Below are 14,309 nucleotides of genomic sequence, written 5' to 3'. Positions count from 1 at the left end.
GATAATGAAAATCAGCCACTTGGCCTATTTTATTATACTAAATATTATTTACTAATTCATTTGTTTTCAACGGATTAACTGTAATTTTAACGAAGTATTATATATATAAATATACCTATTGTACCTATTACTACTTGAAAATCACTTTATCCGAAAGTGACATTATTCTTTTACCATTATTCTTAAGTTCAAAAACAACAAGTTCGTTTTCACCTTTCCGCAATGCATCCGCTGGAATCTGCAAGGATTGCTGTGGATACTCTTCCCAATAGGTTCCCAAATACGAACCGTTGAGCCACACTTCACCCATTCCCCATCCCGATACATTCAGATGTATCTCGCAAAGGGCATCCAACCAGAATTTCCCTTTGAAAAACACAGGTTTCTCCGTATCGGCTATCGCTGTAAAATCCAATCCGTCCACTTCACAATCCCTGACTTCCAGCGGAGTCATCTTCCAGCCTTCTACTCCGGTATCATTAAAGGTCACCGTTCCGAATAGCCCTTTTGAATTATCCAAAATTTCCGGTCCGTATGTAATACGGCCTATATTCTCTACATATAGTTGCAACAGATGTTTACCAGTAACCAACGGGAAAGAGAGGGCTTTTTTCTCATCAGTTAACCCACCTACCGGATTTCCGTCAATATATACAACGGCATAATCACGGATGTTTTCCACCTCCAATATACCCGTATTGGAGGTAGAAGTTATTTCAGCCTCATAAAGCACATACCCGCCATTGTCTAGCCCCATGTCATTCATTGCCATGGGGAGGTCAGCCAGCTGCTGCTCACCGTAAACTTGTTCCAAAGATGCCATCTCCGTCATCTGTACCTCTTGTGCCCATAGGGACGATACCGGAAACAGTGACAACAACAAACAGACCACACAATTATTCAAGCCTCTCATATTTTATTCCATCATAAAAGATTTGATAAACGATTCGCTCAATTCTACCTCGGGCTCAAAATGTCCACCCTTCACATAGCGGTCTATGCTCTGCAGCAATTGTCGGCTGGCAAGCCGTTTCTCCATATCTTTCTGTGTATCCATTGCCAGCACCAGCAGTTTGCCTCCGTTTACCCGAGCCTCAAAACCGATACCCAATTTGTGATTCCGGTCAAAGGAATCGATAGTCTGGATGAACGGACGGAGTTCGTCCGGCGTATCCATCATTTCGATAACCTTTGCATAAGTTAAAATATCCCACCATTGCCAGTCGAGATGGCTCTCGGTCACGAAATCGCCGAATGCAGGATGATTCGCATGGATAAGGCATCCCAAAGTCTTGGGTTCCCACTTGAACATCACCGGATTCCAGAAATGATTATGGAAAACGGAACGGCGACCTTTCACCTTATTCGGTTGCGGTATAAGCACCACCTTCTTGCCTGCTTGCAACTGTTGGCGAGCTTTTTCATCATAGACTTTGGTATAAAGTACCTCATCCGTAGAAATCATTAGCTCCTGATGGCGCGGATATACCCAGATGTCCCAACTATTTTCTATATCCTTACCTACCGTCAGCCGGACAGTCAGCTTCCGGGGTTCGTCTCCTACCGGAAGGGCACAGGTGAACTCTCCTACCGGGAAAACCCCGTTGTTGCCAATGCTCTTTCCTTTCAGCATTCCCGTTTTCAGAATCTTGCCTTCGGCATCCGCCAACTGCCATTTCACAGCCGCATTCTTCAACGAAGCCTCGCTAAAATTATAGACTTCAGCACTTCCCGCAAAAGTCTCATCGTTGTAGTAAACACGCTTTTTGAAACGCAGCAAAGCCACAGTCGGCGCACAGAATTTCCGGAAATCTTCGGGAGAAATCAGCCCTTTGGAATTCCAGAACGGGTCTAAGACACCTACCGGAGAATATCCCTGTTCGGGCAAGTCGTTGATGGACAACAATTGGAAACCAGCCGAAGTGGAAGTACGCAATTGAGCCTCAATCACATCCTTATATTCAAACACGGTCTGCGCTCCCGATGCCTTAAAGAAATCATCAGCTAAATCAAGCATACCATTTTCGGCCAACAACTCCTGGAAGATTTCAAAGTTACGTGCCTCTACCGGACAGTCTTTATACAAAGAAATTTCCTTGAAGTTGGGGTAAGCGCATCTCTGTCCTGTCTCATGCGAGATAACGGGCACATCAATATCAGTACCTTTCTTTATGTCCCAATCGGTAAACGGTCGGCCGTCATACACGGTGGCACCGCCTTTCGGGGTCTGATGGGTAACATAAAACTGGTCAGACTGCACACGCTTGCGAGCCGTAGAACCGCTGAACAATCTGCGGCTGTCGCTTTCACGTCCGGTACGAGTCAGTTCTTCCACGAAATCAAAGTCACCACCGATTTCATTACCGTTGCAATACAAAATAAACGACGGATGATTGCCGTATTCTCTCAGAATTCCTCTCAGCTCGCGGCGAAAGAAGTCGAAACGCGGATTACTATTGTTTTCACCGTCTTTTCCCCACATGGGCATCTCAACCTCCAGATAGATTCCGAGTTTATCAGCCATGCGGAAAGCGGCTTTGGTGGGACACCACGAATGGAAACGCATATGATTCATACCATGCTCTTTCAAAATAGTGAATATACGTTCCCATGAAGCATCATCCACCGGTGCATAACCTGTCTGGGGAAATACCGCATTTTCTACCGTACCTCGCAAATGGATAGGAGAGCCATTGACCAAAACATGATTTTTGCCCTGTGTCACTTCCCTCATGCCGAAAGTTACGGACTTTTCATGGCGATAATTGTTTTCATCATCGCTTGTTTGCAACGAACATTCTGCCATATAGAGATTCGGATGAAACTCATCCCATAACCGGATGTTCTTACCCAAAAGAATTTCCCCCTCAAAGCTGATTGTCTCATTCTGACCGCTGACGGGAAACTCCTTATTCAACTCATACTGCTTGCCCGAAATGGTGAAGACTGCCTTTCCGGAAACCGGCTTTTGGGTATGATTCTTGATAATCATCTTCACCTTCACAGCTTTCCGTGCCACGTCGGGATACAGCTGCATATCCTCTACATAAACAGGATCTACAGCAACCAGCTTCATCTTACCCAAAATACCATTCCAGTTTATCTGAGAGAATTCGGTATGCGCATGATTCCATTTATGCATGTCATACTGATAGCGGTTGTCTATGCAGACCGTAATCAAATGCTTCGTTCCCGGTTTCACAAATTCTGTCAATTCGTGGTTGTGGGGGACACTGATGTAGTCTATCTTGCTGACCTCCTTCGTGTCCACATAAATAGAACTGAGCCAATGCGTTCGCTCAAAATACATAAAAATACGCTTTTCTTTCCACTCTGCCGGAATAATCATTTCACGCTGATACCAGGCAGGCCCCATATACTCGAACTTGCGTGTCAAGCGATCCAAATGGCGGTAAGGAGATTTATAGCCTATCTGATAATCATCAGTGATGCCCGGCAACGTGATGCTTTCCTGAAGCCGGTGCATATAGCGGACATCAAGTGAGCCACGTCTGAAATCCATAAAATCGGTCTGGAATCCCCAGGTTCCGGACAAATCAATCTCCTGTGTCTGGGCATCCACCGTGACGGGTGCCATAAAGGCCAATGCCGCAAGAGCTGTTTGAATAATCTTGTTTCTCATTGTTTTTGATATTGTTGTTCTAATAAGTTTTCTATCGGGAATACACACACCGACTGAACTTAATAATATGATTCTTTTTTCCTTATACAACTTCTAAAATTTAAACGGCTGCAATTTGAAATATACAGAGAAATCTTTTATCATGCCCGGACTGCCTTTTTCAAACGACGGCAGGTAACGAAGTCCCGTAATCGTCTTCACATCACCAAGGTCTATCACCACCTGATGTGGATAGGGCATCCGCCTTTGAGTCATCCAACAGGTGGACTCCTGCAAATCATATATTTTATCTGCCGTAGCATTCACCCCATAAGTCTCCTCGCTGTCGGCATAGCGTATTCTCCACTGCTCACGAGAAATAGGCTTACCATCAGCTCCCAAGACCTCTAATTCGGCAAGACTTGCCAAGGTCTTACCATCTTGTGCAGACAATGCCTCCAAGCAAAAATATTGTCCTTGGGCTGGCTGAGAAAACTTTATCTCCTGCCACCCACTGGTCGGTTCGAAAACGCCTTTATATATTGGGGCTTCTGTTTTTAGATCCAAAGTATCCCCTTTCTGACGGTTCTTTCTTTCCTTCTCGCGAAGTACATCCAAAGCAGGCGCCTTCACCCCTTGTATTGTGTTTACCGAAGGTTCCTTTAAGTCAAATACTACAATCTCATTCCGTCCTTTCTTCAACCAGCATCCAGGCAAAAAGAGTGTTTGCTGAGGACCGATTTCCCAAAAACGTCCCAAAGCATGTCCGTTTACCCAAACCATACCTTTCCCCCAAGTACTCATATCAATAAATGTATCTCCGACATCTTGCAAAGTAAAGGTTGCCTTATAATAGGCGGGGCCGTCAGCAGGATTTGAAGCATATTTTTTCTGTTTTGCAAATTGATAATCGACAGGAATATTGTACACTTCCCAATTATTCAACATAACAGCATGCTTATCTGCCCCCACTATCTCCACTTTCTCCGTGATACCCTTACGATCATGAATGGTCTCTCCAAAATTCACCCTTCCCATTGCTTCAACAAAGATATCCAATCGGGCTCCTACCGGAAGTTGAGGCAAAACAAGTTGGTTGTCATCTTTCCGTCTGTCCAGACAACCAAGCAATTTTCCATTCACATACACTTGCGCCCAATCATGAACCTCAGTTATACGGAGTAATGTATTAGCACTGACAGCCGGCAATGTAGTCCGGTAGATAATGCTTCCCCAACCTTGATCGAAATCCTCCATAGGCTTTATCTGTTCACTCTTGACCGGAGCCGGAAGCTGTTCGAAAAGCGAAGCAGTCGCTTCCAACTTCACAACCGGTATCTCTATCACAGGGAAAGAAGCAGGCACCGGACACGCCTTTTCTTCCAAATTGCGATACTTGCAAAGAAGTTCCTGCAACAGATAATATTTGGGAGTTGCCCATCCGGCTTCGCTGATAGGGGCATCATAATCATAAGAAGAACACATGGAAGAATAAGTGGGTGAGTTAGCTCCTCCCCAATGACTGAAAGTTGTCCCCCCATGCGCCATATAAAGACTGAAAGAGATATTCCGGTCAAGCATATCTTTGATACCTGCTACCATCTTTTCAGCTGGACGTGTTTCGTGTTTTCTGCCCCAATGGTCAAACCAACCCGACCAAAACTCACTGCACATCAACGGAGTGTCAGGGCGTACAGTCGATAACTTTTTGAATTCCTTATCGATATTGGCACCTGTACCAAAATTCAGCGTCCAAAGCAAATCATCCAAAGCATTCAGTTCAAAAGTAGAATCCCAATCACATTGAAAAAGTACAGACTTGTCAAAACCGGCACGAAGCACAATATCACGAATGGCAGCCATATAAGGCTTATCGACTCCATAACCACCAAACTCATTCTCTACCTGTACCATGATAATATTTCCACCATTGGCCAACTGGAGAGGAGCCAACTGCCTGCCAAGTTCCTTCATATAGATTTCCGTACGTTCCATAAAATAAGGATGAAGCGAACGCACTTTCATATCTTTTCTCTTGAGCAACCACCAAGGCAATCCACCCATTTCCCATTCCGCACATGCGTATGGACCCGGGCGCAGAATGATATACATACCATGTTTCTGTGCCAATTTACAAAACTTAGCCACATTTTTATCACCGGCAAAATCGAACTCCCCTTCTTTCTGTTCATGAAAATTCCAAAAGACATAAAGACAGATAGTGTTCATTCCAAGTGCCTTACACATTAGAATCCGATGTTCCCAATATGGTTCGGGAATACGTGCATAATGCAATTCCGCCGCTTTTACCACAAAAGGTTCCCCATTCAGTAAAAAAGTACGTTTACCTATCTCAAAAGTTTCCTTAGAAGCAGCCGAATTTACTGGCAAATTGATGAATAGCAGAGTAAAAAAAAGAAAGATAATCTTGTTTTTCATTGGTCTGTATTTATTAGTTCACATACCGAGGACACAAAATCTCCTCTCCACCCTTATTCCTTTTAGTCTTTTTTACAATAATTAAGTAGCCACATTATGAAAAAAGTGGAAGGTGCATTGGGATACACCTTCCACTTCCTACATGAATATTCTGTTTTAATCTTACTCTTTCACCGATAACTGCTTCAATAAGCAATCCACAGCCTCTTTCAATTGAGCATCTTCTCCCTTCAAAGCCTCTTCCGGCTTATTATATATCAAGATATCGGGTTGTAAAGTCCGGTTCTCCAGATAGTTACCCTGCATATCCATGCATCCTACTTGAGGAATACCGAATACAATACTCGGGTCAATCTGACGTTCCCACCATACAGCTGTCATGGTTCCTGCTACGGGAGTACCTACCAGCTTACCGATACCCAACGTCTTGTACACAAAAGGAGTACCGTGGGCATTGCTGTAATTATCCTCGCAAACCAGCATACACGAAGGTTTCAGCCATCTGTCAAAAGGATCGCTGCCGATGTACTGGCCACGCGGCACAAAGCGTTCATACTCCTTGCCGCTAAGTAACGTCGCTACTTGTTCGTGCAGCCACCCGCCTCCGTTATGGCGGGTATCCACCACAACAGCCTCTTTCTTACGACTGCTTTCGCTCAACAAATCGGAGTAAATCTTACGGAAGCTCGGACTATCCATACCTTTGATGTGAATATAAGCAATGCGTCCGCCGGAATATTCATCCACCTTCTTGCGGCAGTTTTCCACCCAGCGCTTATACAACAGCTCATTCTGGGCACCGTAAGATATGGGCTTCAAGGTTTCTTCAAACCGCTTTCCGGTAACAGGATCATAGACCGAGAGAATCACCTTGCGGCCTGCCTTACCTTCGAGTAACGGGAAATAATCAGCGCCAGCCTTAATGGCAACACCATCCACTTTCTCGATAATACAGCCCGGCTTGACATCCGTCTTTTTCTTCGTTAATGGACTCTGAGCTATAATTTCTTTAATCTTCAATCCATCGCCCGCATAAGCTTCATCATAGAACACTCCCAAAGCAGCCGTAGGAAGTGCTGCGCCCGAAGCATAATAACGCGCTCCCGTATGAGAACCGTTCAATTCACCCAGCATCTCACTCAGCATTTCCGCAAAATCGTAGTTATTGTTGATATACGGCAAGAAGCGCTTATAAGTTTCTTTGTATCCATTCCAGTCCGTACCTTGCAAGTCTGCCACATAGAACTTATCATTTACCTGCTGCCAGATGTGGTCGAAGATATATTCACGCTCACCATAAGGGCGGTAATCGAAGAAAGCCTCAAATTCAATTGGAGAAATCTTACTGCCTTCAATCTCTATCTTTTTCATTCCGTCGCGGGCACAAAGGAAGATATTCTTCCCTTCCTTGTCAGGCTGCAAAGCGCCTGCACCTACTTTCTTCAAAAGAACTTTTGTAACATTCTCTTTCAGATTGTGTTCCCAAAGATCGTACCCATCCTCGAAAACAGAAAGATAATAGAGTTTATCCCCTTTAGCAGAAAGCATGGCATCTGCCATATGCGAGGAGTTGACGGTCAGGCGTACAATACGGTCAAAGCGGTTTGCGAGGTCGAACTTTAACGGCTCTACCTTTTTCTCCTTATCTTTGTCGGCATCCCCTTTTTTCTTCTTGGCATCCTTTTCGTCTTTCTTTCCGGCTTTTTCCTTCTCTGCCTTCTCCACTTCCTCGAGCAAAGCGGTTTCTTCCTTGTTCATCAAGAAACGGTCGTATGCTTCAGCATCAAAGAACATGATATAAGTATCGTCTTCGGCTCCCCAACTGCCGTGGCTACGATAACCCGCGCGGTCGCTAGTCCAAATCATAGCCTTTCCGCCCAACACCCACTTGGCATTGCCGTCGTTGTATCCGCTTTCGGTCAGATTCACCATTTCACCCTTACCATCAGCATTCAGCAGCACAACATCTTTGTTGTTCCACCCGCCCACACCGATATAGTCAGAGAGAATCCATTTGCTATCCGGACTCCACTGGAACCACTGGTCACCGTCCGAATAAGAGTATTGGTACCTCCCATCCATAACGGTACGCACATCCTTTGTCTTCAAATTGATGACACGGATGGCGCTGCGGTTTTCGAGAAAAGCAATCTCTTTACCGTCAGGGCTGTATTGGGGTTGGAAAGAAGCGGCATCCGAGTTTGTCAGGCGTTCTTCCTTCAGCTCTGTGGCATAGGTAAACAGCTTTTCATCCTTACGCACAATCGTCGAAGTGTAAAGTTGCCAAAGCCCGTCGCGTTCGGAAGCATAAACCAGTGTCCGCCCATCGGGAGCAAAGTCTACGGTTCGTTCCTGATAGGGAGTATTCGTTATCTGCTTCGTAGTCTTATATTCCACTGAAGTGACGTAAACATCACCACGCAAAACGAAAGCCACTTCCTTACCATCCGGAGACACTGCCATTTCCGTGGCACCGCTACTTTTAATCTGGCGGATAATGTCCTTGTCGTTTCTATCGGAAACAATGCTGATGTTCACCTTTTGCGCTTCTCCACCGGGAAGCAGGGTGTAAATCTCACCATCAAATCCATAGCACAACCTTCCGTCCGTAGCGGCACTGAGATAGCGTACCGGATTTTTGGTATAGTGCGTCAACTGCACGGCCTTCGCATCTCCGGGAGTACGTCGGTAGATATTGAAAGAGCCGTTTTCCTCACTCAGATAGTAGAATGTTTTTCCATCAGGAGCCCAAACCGGTTCACGGTCTTCTCCTCCGAAAGTGGTCAGCTGGCGGTACTGCGGTTCTTTCCCCGGAGTATACATCCAGATGTCACGGGCAATGGGCGATACATGATGTTTACGCCAGTAGTCCTCGTAACCTTTCTTATCCTGATACAACATCGCTCCCTCCTTATTGATGGAGATGCACTCCATAGGCATGGACGAAATCATCGTCGGGCGCCCTCCCTCCACTGATACTCGATAGACCTGGTTGAACTGCCCGTTAGAGGGAAAGACAACAGCCTCGGCAGACGGCATGATGCCCGCAGAGAACAAGACATGTCCGGCATCTGTAAAAGCAAGCGGTGTTTCGCTTCCCGAGTGGGTAGTCAGCCGTCGTGGTTCGCCTCCGTCTTTGGCCACAATGTAGACGTCCAGACTTCCCATACGGTCCGAAGCAAAAGCAATCTGCTTACTGTCCGGGCTCCATACCGGATCTGTATCATATGCGGGATTGGTAGTTATCTGCATGGCACGTCCGCCGGTAACCGGCACCGTATAAATGTCTCCCTTATAAGTAAAAGCAATGGTCGTCCCATCGGGAGAGATGACACTATGACGCATCCAGAGTGGAGCATCCTGTGCAAAAGTAAAACCTGCCAGGCAAACGGCAGCAATACCTAATAGTAATTTTTTCATAATGATTCTTGTTTTTGGAGAATACAAAAAACCTCACGACTTTTCCTTTCGAAAAAAGACCGTGAGGTTTGCTTATCATTTTAAGTTACCCTCAATTAGAGAGCACCTACTTCCTTCAAAGCAGCATTTGTCTTGTGAACAGCAGCAGCGCTGGCAGCAAATTTAGCTTTTTCGTCAGCAGTCAGTTCCAGTTCAACGATTTTCTCGATACCGTTCTTACCAAGGATTACGGGAACACCGATACAGATGTCTGATTCACCGTATTCTCCTTCCAGATATACCGAGCAAGGAATCATCTTCTTCTGGTTATGGATGATAGACTCAACAACATAAGCGCCTGCCGCACCCGGAGCATACCATGCAGAAGTACCCAGCAACTTAGTCAGCGTAGCACCACCTACCATAGTAGAAGCTACCACTTCGTTCAGTTTTTCTTCGCTCAGCAGTGCGCTTACCGGCTGTCCTTTGTAAGTAGCCAAACGAGCCAACGGAATCATGGTAGTATCACCGTGACCACCGATAACCATGCCTTCCACTTCGTTGGCGTTGCAGCACAAAGCCTGAGACAAGAAATATTTGAAACGGGAACTGTCCAAAGCACCACCCATACCGATGATACGGTTCTTCGGCAAGCCTAAGGACTTCAGTGCCAAATAGGTCATGGTATCCATCGGATTGGAAATAACCACGAGGATAGCATTCGGAGAATATTTCAGGATGTTCTGTGCAACCGACTTAACGATACCTGCATTAACACCGATCAATTCTTCACGAGTCATGCCCGGCTTACGGGGAATACCGGAAGTAATCACTACAACGTCGGAGTTGGCAGTCTTCTCATAATCGTTGGTACAACCTACAATAGTGGTGTCGAAGCCCAGCAGTTGAGCAGTCTGCTTCATATCCATTGCCTTACCTTCTGAAACGCCTTCTTTCACGTCCAGCATTACCACTTCGTCAGCCACTTCGTTAAAGGCTAACACATTAGCGCATGTAGCACCTACGTTACCTGCACCTACTACGGTTACTTTTGACATAATTTCTAATTTTTTTTGTTTATAAGTGTTCTTTAAAGATGACGCAAAAGTACGGCGAACTTCGTAATTAGAGAAATATTTCCGTAATAATTTTAGTTAAATACACATTTAGACAATGATTAGTGGACAATGATTAATGATTAATGATTAATTTTGCGGACGATTCATGAACAGGGTACAAACAATCGTCCATGAACCATTAATCACTTAACCATTAATCATTAAAAAAATGGCAGTTAAGAAAAATACACTTCTCATTGCGACAGGCAGCCTCCTTATACTATTATTAATAGGAGTTACCATTCTGCTGATTTCCGAAAAGCAAACCAACAAGGAGCTGGTGATGGAATTCAATCTGGATAAAGAAGACCTTGAAAATCAATACACAGACTTCGCCAGACAATATGACGAACTGAAGTTGACCGTCTCCAATGACTCTCTCTCCGTACTTTTGGAGCAAGAACAACTGAAGACCCAACGTTTATTGGAAGAACTCCGTACCGTGAAGAGCAGCAATGCCACCGAGATACGCCGTTTGAAGAAGGAACTGGCCTCTCTCCGCAAAGTCATGATAGGCTATATCAACCAGATTGACTCGTTGAACCGCCTGACCGCCCAACAGAAGGAAATAATAGCCGATGTCACCAAGAAGTACAACGCCGCTTCCCGGCAAATCAGTAATTTGTCCGAAGAGAAGAAAAACCTGACCAAGACCGTGACACTTGCCGCCCAACTGGACGCCACCAATATCTCTGTGCAACCCACCAACAAACGCGGCAAGACTGCCAAGAAGGTAAAAGACATCGTGAAGTTCAAAATAAACTTCTCCATCGTGAAAAACATCACTGCAGAGACCGGTGAACGCACCCTCTACATCCGCATCACCAAACCGGACAACGACGTTCTGACCAAAAGTCCCTCGAACACCTTCCCGTACGAGAACCGGGAACTAGTGTATTCCATCAAGAAGTATATAGAATACAACGGAGAAGAGCAAGCCGTCACCGTATATTGGGATGTAGAAGAATACCTCTATGCAGGCACCTACCGCGTAGACATTTTTGCTGACGGTACCCTTATCGGTTCGCAATCATTCAGCTTGAATTAATACAAAAAAAACTAAATTATTTTGCAATATCATTGAAAGCCTATACATTTGCATCGTTGTTTATGCAATTATTGTTGCTGTATAAACAACTGATTCATCACTTTAATTAATGTATAGCCCAATGAAAAAGTTCTTCTGTTTCATCTGTTTGGCATACCTGTCCTTCCCCATGAAGGCTCAGGAAGCATTAAGCTTGGATAGTTGCCGTGCATTGGCAATCTCCAACAACAAAGAACTGCTGATAAGCCAGGAAAAAATCAACGCCGCCCACTATCAAAGAAAAGCGGCATTCACTAATTACCTTCCCAACATTTCGGCCAGCGGTGGATATATGCGCAGTCAAAAAGAGTTGTCCATCCTCAGTGACGCTCAGAAAGGAGCCTTGTCCGGATTGGGCACAAGTCTCAGCGGACCGTTACAGCAGGCTGCCCAAGTCATCGCACAGCTTCACCCAGAACTGGCAGGTCAATTGCCGGCTTTAGGACAAAGTCTGGCAGGTGCCCTCGACGGCGCAGGCCAATCCTTGGTCGACGCCTTTCGTACAGACACCCGCAACATGTATGCGGGCGCACTGACCTTAACCCAGCCCCTATATATGGGCGGCAAGATACGTGCCTACAACAGAATCACCAAATACGCCGAAGAACTGGCCCGCCAGCAACACAACGCCGGCATGCAGGAAGTAATCCTGAGTACAGATCAGGCATATTGGCAGGTAGTGTCCCTTGCCCATAAAAAGAAGCTGGCAGAAGGTTATCTAAAACTACTGCAGAAGCTCGACGGTGACGTCGGCAAAATGATTGCCGAAGGCGTTGCCACCAAAGCAGACGGACTCTCCATCAAAGTAAAAGTGAATGAAGCCGAAATGACTCTGACCAAGGTAACCGATGGCCTGAGCCTTGCCAGGATGCTGCTGTGCCAATTATGTGGTCTCGACCTTTCCACTCCCGTCATGCTCACAGACGAACAGAAGGAAGATCTGGCTCCCACTACTCCGAAAAACGGTACCATTGACATCAACAACGTTTATGCCACCCGTCCCGAAGTGCGCAGCCTGGAACTCGCCACGCAAATTTATAAGCAGAAAGTAAATGTCACCCGCTCGGAATATCTTCCTTCCGTAGCACTAATGGGCAGCTATATGGCAACCAACCCTTCCGTCTTCAACAGTTTTGAGAAGAAATTCAAGGGGATGTGGAATGTGGGCGTCATGGTGTCGATACCCATCTGGCACTGGGGCGAAGGCATCTATAAAGTAAAAGCAGCCAAATCGGAAGCACGCATCGCCCAATACCAGTTGGATGACGCCAAAGAAAAGATAGAGTTGCAGGTCAACCAGTCGGTTTTCCAAGTGAACGAAGCTGCCAAAAAACTGACCATGGCCGAAAAGAATCTGGAAAAAGCCAACGAGAACCTGAGATACGCTACACTTGGTTTTGAGGAAGGCGTTATACCCGCAAGCAATGTGCTCGAAGCACATACCGCATGGCTTTCCGCCCAATCGGAAAAGATTGACGCACAGATTGACGCAAAACTGACGGAAATCTATCTGAGGAAGGCAACGGGGGATTTACGATTAGACGATTAATAAATCGTCATTGATTCGTAATCGAAATAAAGTAACTTCAATTGAGAATAGTAAATGTAACTTCAATCGCAAATAGTCAAATAGCAAATAAAATGATGGATACAAAATCACAAAACAGCAACATGTTGTTGGCATTCCTCACGCTGACGGGAGTCATTGCCATCGTTGCCCTTGCAGGTTTCTTCATGTTGCGTAAAGGGCCGGAGATTGTGCAAGGACAAGCAGAAGTAACGGAGTATCGAGTATCGAGCAAAGTGCCGGGACGTATTCTGGAATTTCGTGTAAAAGAAGGACAAAGCGTACAAGCCGGAGACACTCTTGCCATTCTGGAGGCTCCGGACGTACAGGCCAAATTGGAACAAGCACGAGCCGCCGAATCGGCAGCCCAGGCCCAGAACGAAAAGGCTTTGAAAGGCGCCCGTCGGGAACAGATACAAGCTGCCTACGAAATGTGGCAAAAGGCACTGGCCGGACTGGAGATTTCTGAGAAATCTTACAAGCGTGTGAAGAACCTGTACGACCAAGGCGTGATGTCCGCACAGAAGCTTGACGAAGTTACCGCCCAACGCAATGCAGCCCGGGCTACCGAGAAAGCCGCCAAAGCCCAATACGACATGGCCAAGAACGGTGCGGAACGCGAAGACAAAGCCGCTGCCGCTGCCTTGGTGGAACGTGCCAAAGGAGCTGTGGCCGAAGTCGAATCGTACATTAAGGAAACTTACCTGATTGCACAGGCTGCCGGTGAGGTATCCGAAATATTCCCCAAAGTTGGTGAGCTCGTGGGTACGGGTGCTCCCATTATGAACATTGCCATTCTGGACGACATGTGGGTGACTTTCAATGTACGCGAGGACTTGCTGCAAGGATTGGGTATGAATACCGAATTCGAAGCGTTCATACCTGCCCTTGATAAGAATATCCGCCTGAAAGTGTACTATATGAAGGACCTCGGCACATATGCCGCCTGGAAAGCGACCAAGACTACCGGCCAGTTCGACCTGAAAACATTCGAAGTAAAAGCCGCTCCGCAAGAGAAGGTAGAAGGACTGCGTCCGGGAATGAGTGTTATATTGAAGAAATAAAGGAGTTATGAGT

General features: G+C 46.0%; 8 protein-coding genes. 3 read left to right on the top strand and 5 right to left on the bottom strand.

From position 1 onward, the window contains the following. Positions 1 to 130: 130 nt before the first annotated feature. The 5 genes from E5355_RS14845 to mdh form a co-directional block, all read right to left on the bottom strand. Positions 131 to 913, bottom strand: coding sequence for a hypothetical protein (locus E5355_RS14845; protein WP_370282128.1), 783 nt, complete (start codon positions 911 to 913; stop codon positions 131 to 133). 3 nt (positions 914 to 916) lie between these two features. Beyond that, positions 917 to 3,643, bottom strand: coding sequence for a sugar-binding domain-containing protein (locus E5355_RS14840; protein WP_136010963.1), 2,727 nt, complete (start codon positions 3,641 to 3,643; stop codon positions 917 to 919). A 93-nt stretch (positions 3,644 to 3,736) separates the two neighbouring features. Next, positions 3,737 to 6,061: a beta-galactosidase gene (locus E5355_RS14835; RefSeq protein ID WP_136010962.1), complete on the bottom strand. Its 2,325-nt coding sequence runs from the start codon at positions 6,059 to 6,061 to the stop codon at positions 3,737 to 3,739. A gap of 162 nt (positions 6,062 to 6,223) precedes the next feature. Continuing rightward, on the bottom strand, positions 6,224 to 9,481 hold the full coding sequence (locus tag E5355_RS14830) for a S41 family peptidase (RefSeq protein WP_136010961.1): 3,258 nt from the start codon (positions 9,479 to 9,481) through the stop codon (positions 6,224 to 6,226). A 95-nt stretch (positions 9,482 to 9,576) separates the two neighbouring features. Then, the gene (gene mdh, locus E5355_RS14825; protein ID WP_136010960.1) at positions 9,577 to 10,518 is read right to left on the bottom strand and encodes a malate dehydrogenase; all 942 of its coding nucleotides are present in this window, start codon (positions 10,516 to 10,518) and stop codon (positions 9,577 to 9,579) included. Between the two features lie 229 nt (positions 10,519 to 10,747). On the opposite strand from mdh, the gene E5355_RS14820 reads away from it, so the two are divergent. The 3 genes from E5355_RS14820 (at position 10,748) to E5355_RS14810 (ending at position 14,296) form a co-directional block, all read left to right on the top strand. Further along, a complete protein-coding gene (locus tag E5355_RS14820; protein ID WP_136010959.1) occupies positions 10,748 to 11,626 on the top strand; it encodes a hypothetical protein in 879 nt (292 codons plus the stop codon). Between the two features lie 121 nt (positions 11,627 to 11,747). After that, entirely contained in the window at positions 11,748 to 13,214 is a 1,467-nt protein-coding gene (locus E5355_RS14815; RefSeq protein ID WP_136010958.1) for a TolC family protein, read from the top strand. Between the two features lie 92 nt (positions 13,215 to 13,306). After that, positions 13,307 to 14,296 (top strand): HlyD family secretion protein, encoded by a 990-nt coding sequence (locus tag E5355_RS14810; RefSeq protein WP_136010957.1) that lies wholly within the window; start codon positions 13,307 to 13,309, stop codon positions 14,294 to 14,296. Positions 14,297 to 14,309: the final 13 nt, after the last annotated feature.

The sequence above is a fragment of the Bacteroides muris (ex Afrizal et al. 2022) genome (assembly GCF_004793475.1).
Taxonomy (GTDB): Bacteria; Bacteroidota; Bacteroidia; order Bacteroidales; family Bacteroidaceae; genus Bacteroides; species Bacteroides muris.
Note: the sequence above shows the minus strand (reverse complement) of the source record. Positions and strands in the feature narration are given on the sequence as shown.